The 22,845-nt window shown below is 62.1% G+C and carries 22 protein-coding genes and 1 riboswitch; of the genes, 8 read left to right on the forward strand and 14 right to left on the reverse strand.

The genetic code is table 11. The annotated features are described in order from the left end of the window. Positions 1–175: 175 nt before the first annotated feature. The 5 genes from AACZ26_RS08370 to AACZ26_RS08390 form a co-directional block, all read right to left on the reverse strand. Positions 176–946 (reverse strand): FAD:protein FMN transferase, encoded by a 771-nt coding sequence (locus tag AACZ26_RS08370; RefSeq protein WP_339620668.1) that lies wholly within the window; start codon positions 944–946, stop codon positions 176–178. A 29-nt stretch (positions 947–975) separates the two neighbouring features. Then, entirely contained in the window at positions 976–1,494 is a 519-nt protein-coding gene (locus AACZ26_RS08375; protein WP_339620670.1) for an FMN-binding protein, read from the reverse strand. Beyond that, complete coding sequence (locus tag AACZ26_RS08380; protein ID WP_339620671.1) at positions 1,491–2,927, reverse strand: ferredoxin reductase family protein; 1,437 nt, start codon at positions 2,925–2,927, stop codon at positions 1,491–1,493. The genes AACZ26_RS08375 and AACZ26_RS08380 overlap by 4 nt, the downstream gene beginning before the upstream one ends. Before the next feature lie 65 nt (positions 2,928–2,992). After that, a complete protein-coding gene (locus AACZ26_RS08385; RefSeq protein ID WP_339621612.1) occupies positions 2,993–4,357 on the reverse strand; it encodes a HAMP domain-containing sensor histidine kinase in 1,365 nt (454 codons plus the stop codon). Next, entirely contained in the window at positions 4,357–5,034 is a 678-nt protein-coding gene (locus tag AACZ26_RS08390) for a response regulator transcription factor (RefSeq protein ID WP_339620672.1), read from the reverse strand. The genes AACZ26_RS08385 and AACZ26_RS08390 overlap by 1 nt, the downstream gene beginning before the upstream one ends. A gap of 186 nt (positions 5,035–5,220) precedes the next feature. Here AACZ26_RS08390 and AACZ26_RS08395 point away from each other — a divergent pair, with 186 nt between their 5' ends. Next, entirely contained in the window at positions 5,221–6,678 is a 1,458-nt protein-coding gene (locus AACZ26_RS08395; RefSeq protein ID WP_339620673.1) for an SPFH domain-containing protein, read from the forward strand. Between the two features lie 107 nt (positions 6,679–6,785). Here AACZ26_RS08395 and AACZ26_RS08400 read toward each other — a convergent pair whose 3' ends face one another. From AACZ26_RS08400 to AACZ26_RS08410, 3 genes are all read right to left on the reverse strand, one after another. Further along, complete coding sequence (locus tag AACZ26_RS08400) at positions 6,786–6,929, reverse strand: methionine/alanine import family NSS transporter small subunit (protein WP_339620674.1); 144 nt, start codon at positions 6,927–6,929, stop codon at positions 6,786–6,788. After that, entirely contained in the window at positions 6,926–8,509 is a 1,584-nt protein-coding gene (locus tag AACZ26_RS08405; protein ID WP_339620675.1) for a sodium-dependent transporter, read from the reverse strand. The genes AACZ26_RS08400 and AACZ26_RS08405 overlap by 4 nt, the downstream gene beginning before the upstream one ends. 196 nt (positions 8,510–8,705) lie before the next feature. Then, a complete protein-coding gene (locus AACZ26_RS08410) occupies positions 8,706–10,073 on the reverse strand; it encodes an NAD(P)/FAD-dependent oxidoreductase (RefSeq protein ID WP_339620676.1) in 1,368 nt (455 codons plus the stop codon). Positions 10,074–10,224: 151 nt separating this feature from the next. Between AACZ26_RS08410 and AACZ26_RS08415 the strand changes: the two genes are divergently transcribed. Genes AACZ26_RS08415 through AACZ26_RS08425 form a run of 3 tightly spaced genes read left to right on the forward strand, consistent with a single transcriptional unit; the run spans position 10,225 to position 12,793 of the window. Continuing rightward, complete coding sequence (locus AACZ26_RS08415; RefSeq protein ID WP_339620678.1) at positions 10,225–11,187, forward strand: metal ABC transporter substrate-binding protein; 963 nt, start codon at positions 10,225–10,227, stop codon at positions 11,185–11,187. After that, on the forward strand, positions 11,184–11,924 hold the full coding sequence (locus tag AACZ26_RS08420; RefSeq protein ID WP_339620680.1) for a metal ABC transporter ATP-binding protein: 741 nt from the start codon (positions 11,184–11,186) through the stop codon (positions 11,922–11,924). Before AACZ26_RS08415 ends, AACZ26_RS08420 begins: the two co-directional genes overlap by 4 nt. Beyond that, positions 11,921–12,793, forward strand: a complete 873-nt coding sequence (locus tag AACZ26_RS08425) for a metal ABC transporter permease (protein ID WP_339620681.1) — start codon at positions 11,921–11,923, stop codon at positions 12,791–12,793. Before AACZ26_RS08420 ends, AACZ26_RS08425 begins: the two co-directional genes overlap by 4 nt. A gap of 47 nt (positions 12,794–12,840) precedes the next feature. Here the strand turns inward: AACZ26_RS08425 and AACZ26_RS08430 are convergent, their stop codons facing one another. The 4 genes from AACZ26_RS08430 to AACZ26_RS08445 form a co-directional block, all read right to left on the reverse strand. Further along, complete coding sequence (locus tag AACZ26_RS08430) at positions 12,841–13,587, reverse strand: metal-dependent transcriptional regulator (protein WP_339620683.1); 747 nt, start codon at positions 13,585–13,587, stop codon at positions 12,841–12,843. A gap of 101 nt (positions 13,588–13,688) precedes the next feature. Beyond that, positions 13,689–14,276, reverse strand: a complete 588-nt coding sequence (locus AACZ26_RS08435; protein WP_339620684.1) for a hypothetical protein — start codon at positions 14,274–14,276, stop codon at positions 13,689–13,691. A gap of 291 nt (positions 14,277–14,567) precedes the next feature. Then, entirely contained in the window at positions 14,568–15,998 is a 1,431-nt protein-coding gene (locus AACZ26_RS08440; RefSeq protein WP_339620686.1) for a deoxyribodipyrimidine photo-lyase, read from the reverse strand. Between the two features lie 73 nt (positions 15,999–16,071). Continuing rightward, positions 16,072–16,533, reverse strand: a complete 462-nt coding sequence (locus AACZ26_RS08445) for a MepB family protein (RefSeq protein ID WP_339620688.1) — start codon at positions 16,531–16,533, stop codon at positions 16,072–16,074. A gap of 103 nt (positions 16,534–16,636) precedes the next feature. Here AACZ26_RS08445 and AACZ26_RS08450 point away from each other — a divergent pair, with 103 nt between their 5' ends. From AACZ26_RS08450 to AACZ26_RS08460, 3 genes are all read left to right on the forward strand, one after another. Next, positions 16,637–16,975 (forward strand): hypothetical protein, encoded by a 339-nt coding sequence (locus AACZ26_RS08450; protein ID WP_339620690.1) that lies wholly within the window; start codon positions 16,637–16,639, stop codon positions 16,973–16,975. 252 nt (positions 16,976–17,227) lie between these two features. Beyond that, positions 17,228–17,362, forward strand: a complete 135-nt coding sequence (locus tag AACZ26_RS08455; RefSeq protein ID WP_339620691.1) for a hypothetical protein — start codon at positions 17,228–17,230, stop codon at positions 17,360–17,362. Positions 17,363–17,426: 64 nt separating this feature from the next. Next, entirely contained in the window at positions 17,427–18,653 is a 1,227-nt protein-coding gene (locus tag AACZ26_RS08460; RefSeq protein WP_339620693.1) for an exonuclease domain-containing protein, read from the forward strand. 412 nt (positions 18,654–19,065) lie between these two features. Here the strand turns inward: AACZ26_RS08460 and AACZ26_RS08465 are convergent, their stop codons facing one another. Next, complete coding sequence (locus tag AACZ26_RS08465; RefSeq protein ID WP_339620695.1) at positions 19,066–19,389, reverse strand: multidrug efflux SMR transporter; 324 nt, start codon at positions 19,387–19,389, stop codon at positions 19,066–19,068. 9 nt (positions 19,390–19,398) lie between these two features. Continuing rightward, a riboswitch (guanidine-III (ykkC-III) riboswitch) is annotated at positions 19,399–19,463 on the reverse strand. A gap of 2 nt (positions 19,464–19,465) precedes the next feature. Next, positions 19,466–21,511, reverse strand: coding sequence for a transketolase (locus tag AACZ26_RS08470; protein ID WP_339620697.1), 2,046 nt, complete (start codon positions 21,509–21,511; stop codon positions 19,466–19,468). Between the two features lie 109 nt (positions 21,512–21,620). On the opposite strand from AACZ26_RS08470, the gene AACZ26_RS08475 reads away from it, so the two are divergent. Next, complete coding sequence (locus AACZ26_RS08475) at positions 21,621–22,817, forward strand: ROK family protein (RefSeq protein ID WP_339620699.1); 1,197 nt, start codon at positions 21,621–21,623, stop codon at positions 22,815–22,817. The last annotated feature ends 28 nt before the right edge of the window (positions 22,818–22,845 follow it).

Genomic DNA, 22,845 nt, shown 5'->3' on the forward strand with positions numbered 1-22,845 from the left:
CGCCGGACTTAAATTGTGAGATAGCCACACCCTTCACGGGGTGTGGCTATTTTGCTTTAACGGCCCAACCCTGAAATGCATGCACGCGAGATCAGCCTCGCGACCGTTCAGAGTTACAACGCTCGTAGCCCAGAGCGTTGTTGTTGCTGCTGCGTGCTGCGTGAGCGAAAGCGGCCTAGAGGTCAGTACCTAGCTCCGGGGCATCCTTGATCAGCGCACGCAACAAGCCCGGGGTCATCCTCAGCGCACCTGAGCGATCGACCGTGATGACATCCACATCCCAACGCGAAGTCACATCATCGAGTGCGTCGTCGCTGCCGGCCACAATTGCGGTCGCCAACACATCCGCTGTCACGATGTCATTCGCGACAACACTCACTTGAACGAACTGCGTCGGCGCTATGCTGCCCGCGCGCCATATGTGGTCACCACGTTCCGCGCTGCCCGAAGTCGCGATGGCCCGCCGCGGGTGCCGCAACTCCAGAGAACACAGCAGCTCCGTAGGGGAGAGCGGCTCGATGATTCCCGCACGAACTAACCGTGGGGCGCGCGGCGTGGCCGATGCAGAATCGAGAGTGGCATCGCCGGTGGGGGAGACGAGAAGGTCGCCACCGACGTTGATACTCCACTCCGGGCATCCGGCCTCCGTGAGGTGAGCGCCGGCCTGCTCGATTGCTTCTGCCTTGACGATGCCATTGAGATCGATCGTGCCGTCAGGGCGGTGGGGACTGAAGTTGCCACCGGTAGTCGACCGCCACTCGAGAGCGCGCGAGTACGACGCGAGGAGGATTGTGCTTGCCGAAGACAGCGAGAGGCGTCCGTCAGCAATCCTGCTGAGTTCCGAGTCGGGCTGGTACAGACTGAAGCGGTCATCGATGGCTCGAAAGCCGAGTTCCAGCTCCGGCAGTTCCGAAGCCCACGCATCGGGTACGTCGATTGAGGCCATCGTTCCCATCGTCGAGAACACATGCCGCATTACGCACCCGCTTGATCGAGCGCTGACTGCAGTGAAGTTAGGTAGGCCTGAGTTGTGTAGGTCGCGCCGCTCACATTCGAGACGTGAGCCGACTGGGAAGAGAGTACTTCACTGCGCAGAATTGGCGCCGCATGGTTGCTGATCTGCACCGAACGGCCATCCTGATCAGTCAGCCGCAGCGGCGTGACATCGCTGATGCTGCCCGACGCGATCGTCACCGCAACCTGCACGTTGCCGAATCGAGTGCGAACGCTCGATCCGGTGTAGGTGCCGTCGGCGGGGCCCGAGGAGGTGGCGGTCTGAGCAGGGGTGCCCTGTGACGGCGTACTTGACCCACCAGCGTTGCCGCTTGTCGTGCTGCCGCTAGACGTGGGTCCGGCGGTGCCGTTGGTCGCGCCATTTACGGGCAGCGAGATCGATGTGCCGTCGCTCGTCGTGACGTTGACGCCCGCCTGGTAGCCGACGACGAGCACACTCACCGATGCGAGAATGCTGCCTAAGATCGCTCGTGTTCTCACCAGTCGAACCTTTCTGCGTGAATTTGGTGGGGGTGGATGCCGGAAGCTCGCACTTCAGCTTCGACGAGGTCAAGCCATGCTGTCGGACCGCACAGGAAAACGTCGGAGTCGGCGAGGTCAGGGAAAGCGCTCTGAAGGGTGACGCCGCGCTCATAGTCGGCTGAGGTCATCCAGCTATCAACGCCTCGCGGACGGTGACCAACCATGGAATAGCAGTGTGCGCCCTTGGCCTCGGCAATGGCCCGAATCTCGTCCCAGTGATAGGTCTCGTCCGGCGTGCTGGCCCGCAAAAGGATGGTCGCTTCGCCGGGAGCGAAGGACGAGTGCTCGAGTAGTGCACGCACCGGCGTCACACCGATGCCTGCCGCGATAATGGCAAGCTTCGGCGATGTGCGTGCCGCTTCAGAGAACAGCCCATAGGGGCCTTCGATGCTGACGCGAGTGCCCACCGGAAGCGTCGTCAACTGCGCGCTCCCTTCACCCAAGTTGCGTACCGTAATGCGAGCCGTGCTTTCGGTCGGCATTGCGGAGAGCGAGATGGGATGCGAATGCCACCAGGTGCGGGGCGTCCAGAACCGCCAAATGAAGAACTGTCCACCGGATGCTCCGAGAGAGCGCAGATCGTTGCCGGCGAGTTGGATCGTGGTGACGCCCGGCGCAATTTCGGTAACCGCTGCCACGCGCATCCGGTGTCGGAGGCTCGACACGAGAGGCTCGACGAAGCGGAAAGTGATGATGCTGCCGAGGGCGATTACGTAGAGTGCTATCCAGTAGACGCGCTGGGCGGTGCCCTCGGCGAGCACGCCGCCGACACTCAACTGGTGCGGAAGCGCAAACGCCACCGAAACGTAGCTGAGCAAGTGGATGAGGTGCCATCCCTCGTAGCTGAAGCGACGACGCACGGCGACGAGTGACGACACCACCACCGCGATCAAGAGGCCCAGGCCGATGAACGCGAGAGGCATGTCGGGAAGAGCAAGCATGGGGCCGATTTCGGCAATCGGGTTGATCCCCGACGCCATCCCATAACCGATCAGCAAGACAGCGCCATGCCCGAGCAGAAGATACAGGGCAGGTTTGCCGAGGGAACGGTGAACAGCGATAGCGCGGTCGTGACCGATAGTGCGATCGATGAGGGGAATTCTGGCTGCCAGTACGAGCATCACGAGAATGAAGTCGGTGCCAATGAGTCCGGCGATGATGCCAACGCTCGTGACGGCATCCGAGAGCGTGGAGAACTGGCCGATGCCTCCCGAGGCGAGGAAAAGTGCTGCCGCGGTGGCACCCGACGCCCACAACGCGATGACCATGAGATCGGAGCGGCGGGCGCGCCGAGCAAAAGTACGTTGGTACTCGCGGGCGGCCGAGAGGCGGTTGCGCGCCGCGTTCCGATCGTTCTGAGGTGTTGCTCGAGGGTGAGCCTGAATGGTCATGAGTTAACAGTGCTCGGGCTAGCTATCGAAAGGCTAAGAGAAAGTGCCCTTTTGCGTGAGGAAACTCACATGTTCGGAAAAAGAACTGTGGCTCGAAGCCCGTTTGGTGCATTCTCGACCGTCGCCGAGCCGCCAGCGGCGCTCGCAATCGCATTCACTAGCGCAAGCCCCAACCCGCTGCCGCCCGTCGATTCGGTGCGGGAACTATCGGGGCGCGAGAAGCGATCAAACGCGATCGGGATGAACTCCTCGGGCATCCCCGGTCCGCTGTCGATGACTTCCAAGCGCAACGACGACTCATCCTGAACGAGCGACGCCACCACCTCGCCCTCAGCCGAGATCGCAGCGAGTGCGTTGGCCAGCAGATTGTCGACGACCCGGCCGAACGACTGCGCCGCAACCGCATACTCCGTCGTCTCCTGAGCAACGTCCACTGTGAAATCCACGCGTGCCGACCGGGACATCCCCACCAGCCGAGCGCGATCAATGCACCCCATAAACTCATCGACGAGCACTCCGGCACTAGCCGAACCCCTGCTCACCTCGTTCTCCATACGACTCAACTCCAGCAAGTTGGTCGCCAAAGAACTCAGACGATCCACGGATGCCTCAGCCGACGTCACTTGGGCGGCGAGAGCCTCCGCATTGCCGAAGTCGCCGTGCGCTAGTTCGAGCTGGGTTTTGAGTGCCGCCAGCGGCGTGCGCAACTCGTGAGCGGCATCCGAGACCATCTGTTTTTCACGATCGGTCGATGCCCGAATTCGACTCAGAAAGTCGTTGAGGGTGGTGGCGAGGGCGGAAAGCTCGTCGCGCGCGGCACCGACCGGAAGCGCGGCACTCGTGTCGCCGCTGAGCTGTTCGGCTTGGCGACGCATCGCGTTGACTGGCCGCAGAGCTGCGCTGGCGAGAGCCCACGATGCGATGCCGAAGCCCAGCAGCAGTGCGATGCCCGCGATGATGAGAATGCGGTCGAGGCCGCGCAGAGCAAGTTCGCTCGATGACGTGCTGCGCGCTGCAAACAACTCCCACGTGCCCTCTGCCGTTGACACTGTTTGGCTCGCGACAATGTATGAGCGTTCATCGTCGTGATCGCCGTGGTCATCCTTCAGCACGAATGTCTCGTCGGTGGTGGTTGCGCGTTCGATTGCCTCTGTGATGTCCCGCGGCAGCGTGTTTACCTGCACGTCGCCAGCGGGATCGGTGATGTACACGAGCACCCCTGTGCCGGGATCATCCACTGCTTCATCAGGGTTTGCCTTGATGTCGGTAACAAAAGAAGTGAGGTCGCTCGCGGCGAGTGAACTATCCGCGTCGGCCAAGATGTTTTGCACGGCCACACGAACGACGACAAGAGCGAGCAGCAACAGTATCGTGGCTGCCGCGACACTGCCGAGAGTGATGCGTGCGCGGATAGAGAGGCGGGAGAACATCACTCCACCACCGTGAGGGAGTAGCCGACACCGCGCACCGTGCTGATGCTGACGCCCGCCGCCGCGGGGTCGAGCTTGCGGCGAAGGTAACTGACGTACTGATCAACCACTGTTGCATCGATATGGGCGGTCGTGCCCCAGACTTCGCCGAGGATTTCGGCGCGAGTCAGAGTCTCGCCGGGGCGGGAGCTGAGCATCCAGAGCACAGCAAATTCTTTTGAACTCATAGGAAGTGCCGTGCCGCCGGATGTCGCCCGCACGGTCGCACCATCGAGAACGAGGTTGCCAATTTTGCAGCTGGCCTTCGCGGTGGACGAGTCGCGGCGAACGAGGGCGCGGATGCGTGCGGCGAACTCGGCGAAGGCAAATGGTTTGGTGAGGTAGTCATCGGCTCCGGAGTCGAGGCCGAGTACACGATCTTCGACAGCGTCGCGCGCGGTGAGCAGCAGCACAGGCAGAGGATTGCCGTGCTCGCGCAAGTGGCGACAGATCTCGAATCCCGACATTTCGGGCAGCATGACGTCGATGGCCGCGGCGGAGTAGTCGTCGCTCGCGGCGGCAATGAGCGCATCCATACCGTTGGTGACGAGCGTGACGGCGTAGCCATCATCTTCGAGCCCGTGTTGAACGAGAGCGCCCATGGCGGCATCATCTTCCACCACCAAGATCTTCGTCATGAGTGTCAGACTACGCCGCAGAGCGGTCGCTCTGATCGGCGGAGGCGAAGTGGCACCGGTGCGTCGGCAGACCGACGGGCTAGCTGCAGGCGCTTCGTAGTGCCGCAACCGCATGAAGAGGTGGCTGCGCAGCAGATAAACAGGGACAATGGATGGAGATAGCTCACTTTTTTGAAAGGGACATACATGGATATCTTCGCCACCGGCGGGCTCGTGCTCATTATCGGAATCGGGGTGGTTGTCCTTGTTGTACTTTTCCTCGTTATGCTGCTGATCGCTCGCGCCTGGTTCAAGGTCGCTCGCGCTGACGAGGCGCTCGTCGTTTCGGGACGCTCGCAGAAGGATGGCGCAGGCAATGACTCAGCAGTCACTGTCATCGTCAATGGCAAGGCGCTCGTTAACCCGATCACGCAACGCCACGAGACGATCTCGCTGCGTTCGCGCCAGGTTTCGATGACGGCGGAAGCCCAGTCGGCCGACAACGTGACCCTTCAGGTTGAAGCTGTCGCGATCGTGAAGATTGGCTCAGACCCGATGCTCGTTCGTCGCGCGGCCGAGCGTTTCGCCTCGCAAGACAAGGCCATTGAGCAGTTCACGACCGAACAGCTCGAAGGTGCTCTTCGTGGTGTTGTCGCAACCCTGTCGGTTGTTGAGCTCATGCGTGAGCGCAAGAAGTTCTCTGACCAGATCGCAACGGATGTTTCAACTGAGCTTGCTGAGCAGGGCCTCATTCTCGACTCGTTCCAGATCAAGGGCATCGGCGACAAGGTTGGTTACATCCAGTCGCTCGGAACCCCGCAGATTGAGTCGAAGCGTCGCGAAGCTGAGTTGGCAACCGCCGACGCAAACCGCGAAATCTCCAAGCGCAACATCACTGTTGCCGAAGCAAACCTGATCGAGCAGACTGCTCTCGACAAGAACACTGCAGACTCCAAGGCCGAGGTCGGTAAAGCTAACGCTGAAGCCGAGCAGGCCGAAGCGCTCGCCCGTGCCCGCGCAGAACAGGGCGTTCTGCAGCAGCGTGCCGAAAACCGTCAGGCTGAGCTTGATGCTGACGTGAAGCGTCTCGCTGATGCCAACCTGTACAAGGCGCAAAAGGATGCCGACTCTGACGCTTACCGTCTCGTCAAGGGTGCAGAAGCTCAAGCCCAGATCGCCGCCGTCGAAGCAGAAGCTGTTCGTGTTCGTGCAGCAGCTGACGCGGATGCCACCCGCCTTGCCGGTGAAGCAAAGGCTGCCAGCATCGAAGCAGAAGCCGCGGCTCTCGCTAAGCACCAAGATGCTCTTCTCGCCCAGCGTGCGCTCGAGGCGCTCCCGCAGGTTATGGAGCAGTGGGCCAAGGGTTACGGCCAGATCGGTTCTGTTACCGTCATCGGCGGCAGCGGGGCAAGCGGTGGAGACACCGTCGGCACCGAGAGCGCTGTTGCGCTTCGCGGCACGTTCGAGTCGATCAAGGCTGCCACCGGACTTGACTTGGCGTCGATCATCCAGGGCCGCACTGTTGGTCAGGCCGTAGGAGAAGCTGCTCGCGGAGAGTCAGGCGACAGCACTCTGGCGGCCACGCTCGCTCAGGCAGCGAACACGGTCGCGGAGCCAGCTCCGGCTTCGGCCCCGGCTGCTACCGAGGCTGACGCCGCCGAGTAGCGTTCGCGCTCTTTAGTCACGAGGCTATGGCCGGGCATCCGTACGGATGCCCGGCCATAGCTTTTTCTCGTGTGTGGGTGCGCGCTTCAGCACGCAGCGAACGAAAGTTAGTTGTCGTCGCCGACGAGTTCTGAGCCCTCGGGATATACGTCGAGCTGGGGTTTGCGAGCGAGGAAGATGATGCTCGCGACAAGCCCGCCCCAGACGAGCACGGCGGCGATGATGAAGAATGTGATGGCGATGCCGCTCATTTCTTGAGCTCCTTCAGTGCTGTGGTGCTGGGCCAGGGGGTGAAATCGTCGGGGTCGTGCTTCCAGCGCAGGACGGTCATGGTGATCGCGCCGATCACAATCACTGCGATGGTTCCCCAGCCGGCGACAGCGAGATACCAGAGCGGGTAGCCCTCGTAGCCTTCGGTCACGAGTACGATGATGCGTTGGATGAGCATGTAGAGCAGCACGGCCGGAGCAAGAATTCCGACGAGAAGCTGCCAGACGCGGCCGACCTTAAAGGTGGAGACGGCGTTGAGGTGGCCCGCCAACTCTGGTCCCTTGCGGAACACCCAAATCACCAGAATGGTGGCCGCAATTGCCGCGGCGACGATTCCGATGTTGTTGGCCCACTGGTCGACAGTATCGAGGGCGATGAGGCCGGTCGTCGTCGAGAACAGGAGTACCGAAACGATCGCCAGCGCAGAACCCACTCGAATGGAGGCTTGGCGGGCCGTAATGCCGAACTTGTCTTGGAACGCGGATGACACGACCTGCAGTACCGATAGCAGTGACGTGAATCCGGCCATGACGAGCGAGCCGAAGAACAGTGCACCGAAGAGGGGGCCACCCGGCATTTGCGAGACGATCGCCGGGAAGGTGATGAACGAAAGCCCCACCCCCGTGAGCCCCTCGAGTTCGTCGATCCCGACACCCTGCTGGAAGGCGAAGAAGCCGAGGGTCGCGAAGACTCCGATGCCGGCAATGATCTCGAACGAGGAGTTCGCGAAGGCAACAACGAGCGCCGGTGCAGTGACGTTCGCTTTGCGGCTGCGGTACGAGGAGTAGGTGATCATGATGCCGAAGGCGATGGACAGCGAGAAGAAGATCTGGCTGTAGGCCGCGATCCAGACATTGGGGTTGCTGAGCGCGGAGAAGTCAGGAGTGAAGAGAGCATCCAGACCGGTCATCGCGCCGTCGAGGAAGAGGGCGCGAACCACAAGGATGAGGAAGGCGACGACGAGCAACGGCAAGAAGATCACGTTCGCGCGCTGCACGCCCTTGGCAATACCCGAGCCGAGAACCGCAAGCACGGCAACCCATACGAGCACGAGAGGAATGAGTACGGCAGGCACGAACTGAGAGCTGAAGCCGGGATCTGAGGTTTGCAGGAACTCCGTGATGAAGAATCCCTGAGTGTCATCACCCCAGCGCAGATCGAAGCTAAAGGTGAAGTAGCTGGCTGCCCACGCGACAACGGCGGCGTAGTAGATGGCGATGACAATGCAGATCCAGACCTGAAACCAGCCAAGCGATTCGAGCCACTTGCCTGCCTTGCCGCCGAGACGACGGAACGCAGTCGGGGCTGAACCGCGAAAGCGGTGCCCAATCGCATAGTCGAGAAACAGAATCGGGATTCCGGCCGTGACCAAAGCGATCAGGTACGGAATCAGGAATGCCCCGCCACCGTTCTCGTAGGCGACACCCGGAAAGCGCCAAATGTTGCCGAGACCCACGGCGGAGCCGATAGCCGACAGGATGAACCCGAGCTGCCCACTCCACTGTTCGCGGGGCCGCGAGGCTACCGTTGTTGATGAGGGAGATCCTTGTTGCGCTGACACCGTCGCTCCTCTGCGTGATGGCCACCTGAGTGGCCGGCGCTGGGGCCGCCCCGAAATTGCGGCCCACTACCCCCGAAAGGGTGTTCTCACGTTAACACTTGGGTGCAGCTCGTTGCGACATGTGACAGTGATTGTTCTCGCTCAACCCCTCAAGTGCAGAGGTGTGACGCGAGGGACCGAACAGTAACGAATGACGCTAGAGCGCAGTGACGAGGCCGCCAAAGGGGAGTGCGACGCCGAGAATTTTTTCGGCCGCGCGGTGACCGGAGCGTAGTGCCGCGGTGACGGTGGCAGGGTCATCCGTCCACGTTGCTTCGCCCGCAAAGTGCAGCACATTCTCGACCGGGGTGGCCAGAAGGTCGTGATCTTCGGGCATCGAGCCCGGGGTCATATACGCGTACGAGCCGTGAGAGTAGGGGTCGTCTTGCCAGCGCGTCACGAGCACGTCGTCGGGCTGCTCGACACGATCGCCGTACAGCCCGCGCAATGCATCGAGCACGGATGCGGCGATCTCATCGTCGCTCCATGTGCGAGTTTCGAGCGCGCTCGGCCCCGCCGCGAACGTGAGTAGCCGAGGAACGCCATGAAGGTCGGTGAGGTCGTACCAGGAATGCCACCACTTTCCGGCCCCGCCCTGCTGGCGAATCGCGTAGACGTTCTCATCCCAGAAGCGCGTGGGGAAACGGAGGAAGACCTTCTCGAAGTTATTCATCTCGAAACCGTCAATGGCCTGCGTGAGCCACTCGGGCAGGGCCGGCTCGAACGCGAGATCGCCGCTCGTGAGCACCCCAATCGGCACGGTCACGATAACGCGGTCCGCGGAGAATTCGCCCTGCGCGGTGGCGACCGTTGCGCCCTGCTTCGACCAACGGATGCCGGTCACGACGTGCTCGAGACGCACGTCAAGCCCCGCCGCCAAGTTCGTCGCCAACTGATCGAAGCCGTCGGGAAACACCACCTCATCACCATCAACGGAATCGTCGTCGAGGCCGTGCGCATCGAGGCCGCCAGCGTGCACGCCGTACTGCTCCTCGGAGCGGTGCAGCACGAACTCCCGCACGCGCTCCGCCCGATCGGGGTTCCAGCCGAGGGCGGAAAGCGCGGCATCGATCGCCTGCTCATAGGTTGTGCCGCGAGTGGAAGCCTGCACCGCGGTCGCAAGGTGCATGTCGAAAGTGTGTACGTCATCCGCGAACTGGGCGACAGCCTCGTCGCTGAGGCGCTCGCCGGTGGGGCTGTAATAGGCGATAGGCCGACCGGTGGGTTGGTAGCTGCCGACGGTGAACTCGACGGTGCGCATGCCGAAGCCATTGACGACCTCGGTGAGGGGGTTGTCGTCGATGCCGTGAATCCAGGATGCTCCGCGGTCGGTGGCGACGTCGCCGGAGCGTTCGGTGAAGGTGCGGCCACCCGTGCGGTCGCGGGCCTCGAGCACGAGCACGCGCTGGCCAGATTGGGCAAGAAAGCGTGCCGCCGTGAGCCCGGAGACTCCGGCGCCGACGACGATTGTGTCGAACGTTGTCGCGGCGGGGTCGACGGTGGGCGCGCTCTCGAAGTCGGTCATGGGGTCAGAGTAGCAATGCAGTGCCGTGCGAGCCCGAGCGGAACAGACGACAGGCGGAAAAATTCGAGAGTTTTATCGCTTGCTCAGAATCCGGAAAAACTACGCCCGGACGTAGTTTCTAAAATAGGCAGCCCCAACATAGGATCGGACTATGACAACGGGGCCGAAAATGGGGCGCGGCAGGCGCGTGCGAACGTCCATGATCGTTGCCGCGACATCCGCTGTAATGCTTGTGCTGGCTGGCTGCACGGCCGCTCCGGATGCAGGCGCGACCGTTGCCCCGAATGACACTCGTCCCGTGGTGCTCACGACCTTCACGGTGCTCGCCGATATCGCCGAGAACGTGGCCGGCGACAACCTGCGGGTGGAGTCCATCACCAAGGTGGGTGCGGAGATTCACGGCTACGAGCCCACGCCCGGCGACATCGCCAAGGCGGCCGAAGCTGACCTGATTCTCGACAACGGGCTCAACCTTGAGGCGTGGTTCGCGCAGTTCGTGGACGGTCTCGATGTGCCGCATGTCGTTGTGTCTGATGGCGTCGACGTGATCACCATTGCGGAGGATGCCTACGAGGGGCTGCCCAATCCGCACGCCTGGATGAGCCCGCTCAATGCGCAGATTTACGTCGACAATATGGCGGCCGCGTTCTCTGAGCTCGACCCGGATAACGCCACCGACTACGCCGCCAACGCTGAGGCCTACAAAGCCGAGCTCCAGCTCGTGCACGACGAACTCAGCACCGAATTGGCCGAACTTCCGTCAACGCAACGCGCGCTCGTGACGTGCGAGGGCGCCTTCTCGTACCTCGCCCGCGATGCTGGCCTCAGTGAACGCTACTTGTGGGCGGTCAACGCTGAGCAGCAGTCGACGCCCCGCCAGATCGCGTCCGTCATCGAGTTCGTGCGTGACAACGAGGTGCCTGCCGTGTTCTGCGAATCTACTGTCTCCGACCGCTCGATGCAGCAGGTTGTTGAGGCCAGTGACGCGACCTTCGGCGGCACGCTCTATGTTGATTCGCTGTCCGAAGCGGATGGCCCGGTTCCGACCTATCTTGAGCTGCTGCGTCATGACGCCGAACTCATCATTGCCGGGCTCACGGGAGACGCATCATGAGTGTGCCCGCGATTGAGGTGCGCAATGTCAGCGTTCACTATGGCGATGTTCTTGCTCTCGACAACGTCAGTCTGAGCCTGGCGCCCGATCGCATATATGGCCTGATCGGCATGAACGGTTCGGGCAAGTCCACACTCTTCAAAACGATTACCGGGATGCTGCGCTCCGACCACGGAACAGTCACGTTGGCAGGTCGGCAGCCTGCACTCGCGCGCAAGGCCGGAGGGGTTGGCTATGTTCCGCAGAGCGAAGAGGTGGACTGGGCGTTCCCGATTTCGGTGCGCGATGTCGTGATGATGGGCCGCTACGGGCACATGGGGTTGTCGCGTCGTCCGCGCGCAGCAGACCGTGCCGCCGTTGAGGAGGCGCTCGCCCGTGTCGAGCTGACTGACCTGGCCGATCGCCAAATCGGCCAACTCTCCGGCGGGCAGAAGAAGCGCGCGTTTGTAGCGCGCGGCATCGCCCAGGGCGCGACGATCCTGTTGCTCGATGAGCCCTTCGCGGGAGTCGATAAGCGCTCCGAGCGCACGATCACGACACTGTTGCGCGAACTTGCCGCCGAAGGCGCAACGGTTCTCGTGTCGACTCACGACCTCAACGCGCTGCCGAAACTCGCCGACGAAGCAATCTTGCTGATGCGCACGGTGCTGTTGCAGTCGACCCCCGCGGAGGTCTTGAAACCCGAGAACCTTGCTCGCGCTTTCGGCCTCGATGTCACGGCGGGAGACACGGAATGACCCCTCTCGACTTCCTGCTCGAACCGCTGAGTTATGACTTCATGGTGCGGGCTCTCGCGACGAGCGTGACCGCTGCGATTGTGTGCGCCGTGCTGTCGTGTTGGCTCGTGTTGATCGGCTGGTCGCTCATGGGTGACGCGGTCTCGCATGCAGTGCTCCCCGGTGTGGTCCTCGCCTACGTTGTCGGTGCCCCCTTCGCCCTCGGCGCGGTCATCTTCGGGTTCCTGGCGGTAGCCCTCATTGGTGTGGTGAGAAACACGAGTCGCATCAAAGAGGATGCCGCGATCGGCATTGTTTTCACGAGCCTGTTCGCGCTCGGAATCGTGCTGATCTCGGTGACTCCCTCGCAAACAGATCTCAGTCACATCCTCTTCGGCAACCTCCTCGGCGTCTCGTGGGCTGACCTCGTGCAAGTGCTCATCCTCGGTGCCATTACTCTCACGATTCTTCTCGTGAAGCGCCGCGATTTCACGCTTTTCGCGTTCGACGCCACTCACGCTCACGCAATTGGCCTCAACCCCAAAGTGCTCGGTGCTGCGCTCTTGGGCCTCCTCGCCCTGACAGCGGTTGTCGCGCTGCAGGCGGTGGGAGTCGTGCTCGTGGTCGCACTACTCATCATTCCGGGGGCCACCGCCTACTTACTCACGGATCGCTTCGCCCGCATGCTCGTGGTCGCTCCGGCGCTGTCGGCGCTCGCGGCAGTCACGGGGCTGTATCTCAGCTACTACCTCGACACGGCATCCGGCGGCATGATTGTTCTCGTCGAAGGCTGTTTCTTCGCGGTCGTCTACTTGTTCAGTCCGACGCAGGGCGTGATCGGCACACGCGTGGGTGCCCGTCGACGTCAGCGGATGCTCGCTGCTCGGTAGCGGCAACGACACCGCCTCCACGCCGAACCCGCGCGGTGCGACTCGCGCTACGGCGTGAGGGTGCCGCCTGATACGTAGAGTGCGTCGGTCGCGCTCCGGCCGAGGCTAATCGGGCCCGCGGATTGGCGCCCGCCGTCGTTGCTCGCCCCGCCCCTCGCCCCACTGATTTCGCCGACGACGACTCCGAGCACGACCACCTCGAGCGCATCCGAATACGGCGCACCAGCGTTCACGCTGAGGGTCGCTTCGAACACGATGCCGCGCTCTTCGAAAAACTTGAGTAGCTCGGGGTCGTCGTCGGAGATGCGTTCGACGATGACGGTGCTGCCGGGGGCGATGCGGCTGAGCTGTACGGCATCCGGAATCGTGATCACGCCGTCGGCGCTGGGGATGGGGTCGCCGTGCGGGTCGCGGGTGGGGTGTTCGAGAAACTCGTCGATGCGTTCGACCATGAAGTCGGAGACGGCGTGCTCAAGGTTTTCGGCTTCGTCGTGCACTTGGTCCCAGCTATAGCCGAGCACGCTGACGAGGAACGATTCGATGAGGCGGTGGCGGCGAACCATCGCCACGGCGTGAGCACGGCCCACGGGGGTGAGGGCGATGGAACCGTAGCGGGCATGGTCAAGGAAGCCTTGATCGGTGAGGCGACGCACGGCATCCGAGACGCTCGAGAGGGTGTAGCCGGTGCGTTCCGCGATGACGGTGGCAGTGACGGGAGCGTCGGACCATTCGGTGAGGCTCCACACGGTTTTCAGGTAGTTCTGGGTGCTGACCGAGAGCTCTGTAACCGACATGAGCCAAGTCTAGAGCCGAAGATTCAACTACGGATAGACGTAGTTAACGACGCTTGCCCCCACCCTGAGAACGGAGGGTGGGGGCAAGTGGCTGGGAGAAGTTAGTTGAACATTCCGTCGAGACCAAGGTCGCCGGTTATGTCACCAATGAGGCCATCGGTGTCAACGACGCTGTCGAGGATGTCGTCGACATTCACTGCGTCGGTGACGTCAGTAACAACATCGCTCGTGTTGTCTACGACGTCGGATACCTCGGTGACGTTCTCGACAACGTCGGTTACCTGAGTGGCGTTGTCGACGACGTCAGAGACGGTGTTGCCGTTCGCGATGTCGCTGACGTTGGCCGAGTCGCTGACATTGCCGACCGCGGTGTCGTTACCCGAAGCGACGGGGGCGTTTACTTCGTTGCCCGATGCGACGGCCTTGCCGTTGAGGAGGTCACCGTTGAGGATGCCGCCACCAAGAATGTCTCCGCCGAGTACATCGCTGCGCAGGAGGTCAATGTCGCCAACCTGAGGCGCGATGAGCACCGGAATGTCGGTGCTGCTGGAAGATGAGTAGGAGTAGCCCTTCGTCGAGGAGTCGCTGTCGCCGGTTGCTGCCATGGCGGGAGCTGCGGCTCCAACTGCGATCAGTGCTACTGCTGTAGCGGTTGCGCCGATCGTGGTCTTCTTCGTGAATGCGTTCATTTCTGAACTCCTTCTTACGTTGTTGGTCTCCGTGGAGGCCCTGCGCCTCGAGGCTTTCCCGAGCCGCAATGAGTACTCCGGAGCACTCGTGTAACCGGTTTGGGGGTCATTTCGAAAAATCACGAAATCGGGCAATTTGAGTCACGGATGTCGTTGGCAAGCGCTCAGAGATTCCCGGTTTTCCGGGGGAGATTTCGCTCTCTGGCAGTCAACTGAGTGGAGTCTGGCGAAACGCCCAGTGGTGCATCCAACGCCGCATCCAGCCCTGCATCCAGCCCTGGAGCGGCTCGCCTATTCGGTCGCTGCTGCTGCCTTCACGGCGTTGTAGGCCTCAAGGGCTTCGCGACGGGTTTCGGCAAGATCCACGATCGGTTCGGGATACGCGGCGGTGCCGAGTTCGGGAATCCAACGAGAAACGTACTCACCCGTGGGGTCAAACTTTTTCTGCTGCAGCACCGGGTTGAAGACTCGGAAGTAGGGGGCGGCATCCGCACCGGATCCGGCAACCCACTGCCAGTTGGCGGGGTTGCTGGCGTCGTCGGCATCCACGAGAGTGTCCCAGAACCACTGTTCGCCAGCCCGCCAGTCGATGAGGAGGTTCTTGATGAGGAAGCTCGCGACGACCATGCGCACGCGGTTGTGCATCGTGCCGGTGTGCCAAAGTTCGCGCATCCCGGCATCGACGAGGGGGATGCCGGTGCGGCCGCGTCGCCACGCTTCGACTTCGCTGATACCGGCTGGTTCGGTGACGTCGCCGATCTGGTCGACCGTGTACCCCCACGGGAAGGCGTTGTAGGCGGGGCGGTAGCTGTCGGTCGCTAGCCGCGGGTTGTCGAAGAGTAGGGCGGTGGAGAATTCGCGCCAGCCGACTTCGCTCAAGAATTTGGCGACGTTCTTGCGGGCGGCTGAGGGCAGGTCGGCGGCGGCGTTACCGCGTACCCGATGCCAGATCTGGGTGGGACTGATCTCGCCGAACCGCAGGTGTGGGCTGAGGCCGCTCGTGGCATCCACGGCAGGTTCATCGCGGCGGTGATAGTCGGCGAGACGTTCGGTGACGAAGGCGGTAAGGCGATCGTGGGCTCCTGCTTCGCCGGGGGTCCAGGTCTCGCGCAATCCCTCGGCCCAGTCGGGGCGGGTAGGCAACAGGTTCCAGTTGGCGAGGTCGTCGCTCGCGGGGGAGTCGGCGGGCCAGCTCAGTTCGGCTGCGGTCGGCGCGGGAAGTGCCTCCCGCACGGGGCGATCTTGCGCCGCACGCCAATACGGGGTGAAGACTTTGTACGGCTCGCCCTGCCCATTGCGGATGTGCCACGGCTCGTTTAACAAATTGCCCTGATGACTTTCGACCGTGAGCCCCTGCTCGCGCAGGCTCGATTTGAGTCCGGCGTCAATGTCGCGGGCGGCCGTGTAGCGGCGGTTCCAGTGCACCGAGGCGGCGTCGAGCTCATCCACGAGAGCAGGCAGTGTGCGCGCGGCAGGACCGTGACGCAGCGTCAGCTGGCCGCCTAGATTCTGCAGGGCGGCATCCAGAGCAGTAAGGCTGTGGTGCAGCCACCACTTGCTTGCTGCCCCCAGCGGGCGGATGCCGTCGCTGGTTTCGTCATGAATGTAGACGACAACAAGGGGTCGGCCTTCGCTCGCGGCTGCCGTGAGCGCAGGGTTGTCGGCTAGTCGCAGGTCGTTGCGCAGCCACAGGATGGAGGGCTGATTCTGGTTTCCGCTCACGGCCCAACTCTACGTTCGGTGGCTTGTGTTTGGGGTCGCCTGGCGGGGATGCGCTGCCGGCGAGATTGTGGGGCTACCGCGGTTCGAGCGGGTAAAAGTGTTCGCCTTGCCAGCGCTGGGTGCTCTGGGCTTGGCGGCTCGTGGTCTGCGACCACGGCGGGTACACACGAAAGCCGCGTTTGCCGCCGATGCCATCGACCGAAACAATCCCGCGATCTTTGAGGGTGCTGAGCGGGAAGATGAAAGCACCGAAGTTGGTGCCGTCGCGCACGATCACGACGAGTCGCTGGGTGCCATCATCGCTGCGATGCGGCGCGGTACTGCCATCGGCGGATCGGTGCCAGACGGTGACAAAGAGTCCGGATTTGGTTGGCGTGAGTTTCGCTACCCGCAACCGGGTGCCGACAGGGAGCGTGGTGAAGGCGCCGTATTCCGCGTTGTCGGGTTCGGACACGAGCTGAGTGTGCTCGGGCAGCACATCGCCGAGAGCATGGATGGCGTGGGCAACATCCGGCTGCAGCGGGGGAGAGGTCACTGTGTCCGTTCGGTTCAGGCGTCGTGCCAGCCTACGTCTAAGAGCGCGCGTTTAGTTTCGGCAGTGGCTAGCGCGGCGCAGTCCTCTGGGTAATACTCAGGGAATGACTTCGAGTGCTGACCGCATCCTCAATGAGCGCCACGAAGTGCTTGGCGTTGTGCTCTTTGTCTTCGCGGGCTGCGGATTTCTGGTGCTCTGCCTTGTGGCGGGGATGGCGACGATTATGGCAGCCCAGGTGCCGGCAACCGTTCCCGTCGCGTGGAAAGGTCAGGGTCTTCTCGTGGCGGCCGTCGCGTGGTGGACGGGGCTGGCTGTCGCGTTGGCGGGGGTGGCGGTCTGGATACTGCGAGCCAAATCGAAAAGATCACTATTGCCCTGGGCTATTGTCGACTTCGCTCTGATGGTTTTACTCATCGCGGTTGTCGGGTTTTTCGCTTTCTAGGGGCGCCCGTTAAATAGTTCGAGGGCCGGTTTCAGAGGCATGAAACCGACCCTCTCCCTTTGCACCAAGAGTGTCCTGCAATCACATTCCGCAGTAGCTGCCACAGCAAACAACTTCTGCTCTATGAATGTATAACGGAAAGATAACGCTGTCTAGTTACCGTTCCGTTATTTTTGGAAAATTTCCAGAATTGGTTGTCTACCGCCTGTATTTCTGGGCAAAACACGTGGAAATCTGATGTCTTTTGGCCAGATGAGCAGCAGCCGTGGTGCTGAGATTGAGTTCGGGCCGTTACCGGTCATTGCGGTCGTGAGCGGCGTGCTCGGTATCGACGCTGGCGACGGAGACGGCCAGCCCATGCGCCATCGGGCCGCCAACGCCCTCTAATTAGGGGGAGCGGCTAGAGGTGGCAATCGGTTATGGTTCAGGCGCACCTAGTTGAGGGAGATTCATGCCTGCACCAGGCTTCGCTGTGATTGATTTCGAGACGACCGGGCTTGCGCCTGGTGTGCACGACCGAGTTGTCGAAGTCGCGATCGTCCATGTTGATGCGCAAGGCGTGATCGAGGGCAGATGGGACACGCTTGTGAATCCGGGGCGTGACCTTGGCCCTCAACATATTCACCGGATTAGGGCAGCCGAGATCTTAGACGCGCCTACATTCGCTCAAATTGTTCCTCGACTCTTGGAACTGTTCGCCGGACGCGTGATCGTGGCTCACAATGCAAGCTTCGACTTGCGTTTTCTTTCTGCGGAGTTCGACCGTGCTGGAGTGTGGGGCATGCCGTCAGTCATTAGTCTCTGCACGATGCAGCTTGCGCGTGAATACCTTCCTGGTGCGGGCCGTTCTTTGGCAGACTGTTGCGATGCAGTCGATATTGTCTTGGACGATGCGCACCGTGCTTCATCCGATGCATTCGCGACTGCGCAGTTGCTGGCTGCTTACATCCGCGCCTCTGTCGATCATGCGACTTGGGCGCAAGTGTTGAACGAAGCCCTTGGCTTGACGTGGCCCGCGTTCTCGGGTGCCGCAGTGGAATGGCTTCCACGTGAGCTCGCCGCAGGCGAAGCTAACGACAGTAGTTTTCTGGAACGCATCACGTTGAAAATGCCAGAGTATGCGGGCCCCGCCGAATGTCTGGACTATCTCGCACTGCTGGACCGATGTCTTATCGATCGAGCAATTTCGGCGCATGAGGCGCACGCACTCGTTGCGTTCGCCGAGGAGTCGGGCATTAGCCGCGACACGTGTGAGGCGCTGCACCTCGAGTATTTTGACCAACTAACTGAGATCGCGTGGGCCGATGCCATCTTGACCACGGCGGAGGCGGCTGACCTAGTTCACGTTGCAGACTTGTTGGGTATAGCGACGGGCGCAATCGAGCGTGCACTTGCAAAGCGCACTCCATCACAGGGCAGAACGAAGGCTGCCACACCTAGCTCGTTCGCCCTTGCGGCGGGAGACCTAATTGTTCTTACAGGCGATATGGCTCGCCCACGCCCCGAGTGGGAGGCGCGCCTGGTTGCGCTCGGCTATGCACCTCATGGAGCGGTGACGAAGAAGGTACGGCTCGTGGTCGCCGCTGACCCCGATTCACTCTCGGGCAAAGCTCGCAAAGCCCGCGACTATGGCATTCCGATCGTCAGCGAGAAGTGGCTTCTCGAATTGGTCGGGTAGCGCGGACCGACAGGGTTCGTCGCCGATAGAGTCGTCTCAGCGCCGCGAAACGTACACGGTTCTCGGCAATAGTTTTGCATGCACAACGGAAGCCCTATGACTGCTATCCACGAACTTCTCACCTATTACGCCACGATGGCGCGGGCTAGTCGAGTGGAATCAGGGCCGTGTGTCGCTCGACTGGTTCGCTGAACAACTCACGGAGAGCCCTCTCCAAAACCCGCTGAAGATCCCAAAAGCGAACCCGGCCAAGCGGTGGATAATTCGTTCATCGGAAGGATTCATGTCTGGACTCTTTATCGCGCTAGGGCTGCTTACCGTCTTTCAGATCCGAAAAGAACTGCGCGAGCTCTCCGAGTAACACGCTGTGACGACCTAATGCTCGTGCCGTGAGGAAGCGAAAAGTGTTGGTTTAGTGCGCCGAGTCGACCAACTTGAGCCCAACAACGCAGCCGACGAGTCCCATGAGCAGCAGCACTTTGATCCACGACACGGGTTCGCCGCCGAACACCATCGCGTAGGTCACGGTCAGCGCAGCACCGATGCCGACCCAGATGGCGTAGGCGGTGCCGATGGGAATCTCGCGCATCGCGTAGCCGAGGCCAGCCATGCTCGCGAGAATCGCGACACCAAAGATCACTGTCGGCCAGAGCTTCGTGAAGCCCTCCGATTTGCCGAGAGCGGTGGCCCAGACGGCTTCGAGCACGCCAGAAAGAATCAAAACAAGCCAGTACACAACAGTCTCCTTGGCCAGTCTTGTCGCGTACCCGGTACTGATCCGTCGTCGGGAGCCGACTATCGCGGCTACAAATTCAGCGTAGCAAAGTGGGTGCGCCTTGGCAGCGCCGGGCAGCATCGAGCACAGCCTCGAGTGTGATCCCGCGTCGAGCCATGACCTGCGCCCCTGAACCGGATTCGCCGAACTCTTCCACGCTCACCACTTCGCCGCCGAGACCAACCCAGCGGTACCAGCCATCACCGCGTCCTGCCTCAACGGCAACACGGGCGGTGATCGCAGCGGGCAGCACCGACTCACGGTACGAGGCATCGCTGCCCGCAAACCACTCAACGCTGGGCATCGAAATAACCCGAACCCCAACGCCATCCGCAGCTAATGCTTCTGCCGCCTCAAGGGCAAGCGAAACCTCACTGCCGGTAGCGATGAGTGCGAGATCGAGACCGTCGCCGTGCTGCCACGCCACATAACCGCCGTGGGCGACCTTGGCATCCAAGTCGTCGCGTTCGTGCAGAACGGGAACATCTTGGCGAGAGAACACGAGAGCCGTGGGGCCTGCGGGTTGCGCGATCAGGCGCTTCCACACCGACACCACTTCAGCGGCATCCGCGGGGCGCACCACATCGAGCCCGGGCACCGTGCGCAGCGACGCCACTTGCTCAACGGGCTGATGCGTTGGCCCATCCTCACCAACAGCAACACTGTCGTGAGTAAACACATAAACGACGGGCAACTGCATGAGCGCAGCGAGGCGGATGCTCGGTCGCATGTAGTCGCTGAATACGAGGTAGGTCGACGCAAACGGTCGCCATGGCCCTTGAATCGCGATGCCGGTGAGTATCGCCGCCATGGCGTGCTCCCGAATCCCAAAGCGGATGAATTCGCCGCCGGGGTTACTCGCGGTCACGGCGGAGCCGGGCACCTCCACCCCGGTAGAGCCGGCGAGGTCTGCCGATCCGCCCCACAGCGATGACACGTTTTGGAGAGCTTTGATGGCGACGCTGTTGAGCTTGCGAGTGGCGGAGGGTGTGCCGACGGCGGGAAGTTCGATGTCGTTCAGCGCGGAGAGCGCTGCGGTGGCATCCGGCGTTCGGAAGGCGTGCCAGGCCCTCGCTGCCTCGGGGTTGGCTGCCTTCCAGGTGCCGAGGTCAGCGTTCCATTTGTCTTCGAGGGCCTGACCGCGCGTGAGGGCTTGGCGCGCGAAGCAGAGCCCGTCATCGGTCACGAGGTCGTTGAGCGGAGCATCCGCAGCGAAACCGAGTGAAGTTTTGATGGCGGCAACTTCGTCGTCGCCAAAGCCGCCGGAGTGGGCGGCGGGCTTGCCCGAGAAAGCGGCCGAGGGGGCGCCGATCACGCTGCGCACGGCCACGAACGTGGGGCGGCCATCGCGAGACTGCGCTTCAGTGAGCACCGCTTCGATCTCATCGAGGTTGCTCGCGTCGTTGATCTCGAGAACTCGCCAGCCGTAGGCGGCGTAGCGAGCGCGAACGTCTTCGCTGAAGGCCGCCTCGCCAGTGGAGTCAATGGTGACGTTGTTGTCGTCCCAGATCACGACGAGGTTGTCGAGACCGAGGGTGCCCGCCAGGCTCGATGCCTCGCCGCTCACGCCCTCTTGCATGCAACCATCACCCGCGATGGCCCAGATGGTGTTATTCAGAATCTCGTTGTCGGGCGCGAACAGTGCGCGCTCGCGGCGGGCGGCCAGCGCCATGCCCACGGCCGAGGCGACTCCTTGCCCGAGCGGGCCGGTGCTCATTTCAACGCCAGGGGTGTGCCTGAGCTCCGGATGCCCGGGGGTGCGGCTATCGAGGGTGCGGCTCTTGGCCAACTCGTCGAGCTCAAGCCCGTAGCCCGTCAGGAATAACTGCACGTAGAGCAGCAGGCTCGCATGGCCGGCGGAGAGCACGAGGCGGTCGCGACCCAGCCAGTCAGGGTTGCCGGGGTTGTGGCGCAGAATCCGCTGGTAAAGCACGTGGGCGAGCGGCGCCAGTGCCATGGCGGTTCCGCCGTGGCCGTGGCCCTTCGCCTGCACCACGTGGGCGGGAATGGCGATGGCGGCGCGCAGCGAATCCGCTTCAGTGGGAGTGAGATTTCCTGAAAAAGGGAGGGCTGTGTCTGACATACCTGACACTTTGGTCTACTTGTGTACTAAAGTCAATGTGTGCGGAAGGATCCGCCCAGTCACGAAGTAGACTTCCCTGACGGTAGGTCACAATGCGGAGGACAAAGCTATGGCGCACGTGATCTCCACCGGTTCTGGCGTCGTGCTCGACCTCATCCGTTCGGGTCAGGCCACAACGCGTACCGATCTCATCTCCCAGCTCGGCTGGTCGCGCATCACTCTCGCTCGTCGCCTCGACGAACTGCTGAACGCCGCGATTATCGTCAGCGCTGGCCAATCCGATTCGCGTGGTGGGCGACCGCCCGAAGAGTTCGTCGTCAACAAAGACGCTGGCCTGCTGCTCGCGATGGATATCGGCGGCTCGCACTCTCGGCTCGCCATCACCGACCTCGTCTCCACGATCCTCCTCGAAGATGAAGCCGACATCGGTCTCGAGCACGGCCCCGACGACATCTTCGACTGGAGCTGCCAAGTCTTCGACCACATGCTTGGCCTGCTCGGCAAGTCTCGTGCCGACGTGCGCGGTATCGGGGTTGGTGTTCCAGGCCCGGTCGATTCGGCCAGCGGTCGCATCGCCTCGCCGCAGCTCAACTCCCAGTGGGCGGATGTCGTGGTCAAGGATTATTTTCCGGATGATTACCGAGCGGTGTTCGCTGTCGATCGCGACGTCAACATCCTCGCGGTCGGAGAGCACCGTTTGGGGTGGCCCGAATTCGACGATGCCATCGTCTTGAAGGTGGGTATGGGCATCGGCTGTGGACTGGTGCTCAACGGTCGGGTTTATCACGGTGGTCGTGGAGGAGCGGGCGATCTGGCCCATTCGCCGTCTGGTGGTGCTGAAGTCTGTTTGTGCGGGCGCACGGGCTGCCTCGACACCGTGGCCAGTGGGCGAGCGATCAAGCGTGAATTGAACGCGCTCGGCGCCTCAGTGCGCACGAGTGCCGACATCGTGGCGCTCGCGGACTCCGGGCATGGCGGAGTCGCCGGGCTTTTGGCGGCAGCGGGAGATCATATTGGGCGAGCGTTGCTCGATTCAGTGGCGTTGCTCAATCCATCTGTCGTCGTCGTCGGGGGCAACATTGCCCAGGCCGGTGCGATTCTCTTGGATCCCATTCGCGACCGTTTGCTTCGCGACGCAACGGCATTTTCGCGCCGCGACCTTGTCGTGATTCCGGCCACAATGGGGCATCAGGCGGGTGTGATCGGCGCATCACTCATCGTTCAGGACGCACTGTTTGAGGCCGACCGTATTAGCCGACTAACTCGCGAAGACGGTGCCTCGCTTGCCCGCTACGGCGGCAAGTAGCCACTTACGACTACTAGTAGACATAAGT

Source organism: uncultured Salinibacterium sp., from assembly GCF_963974405.1.
GTDB lineage: Bacteria > Actinomycetota > Actinomycetes > Actinomycetales > Microbacteriaceae > Rhodoglobus.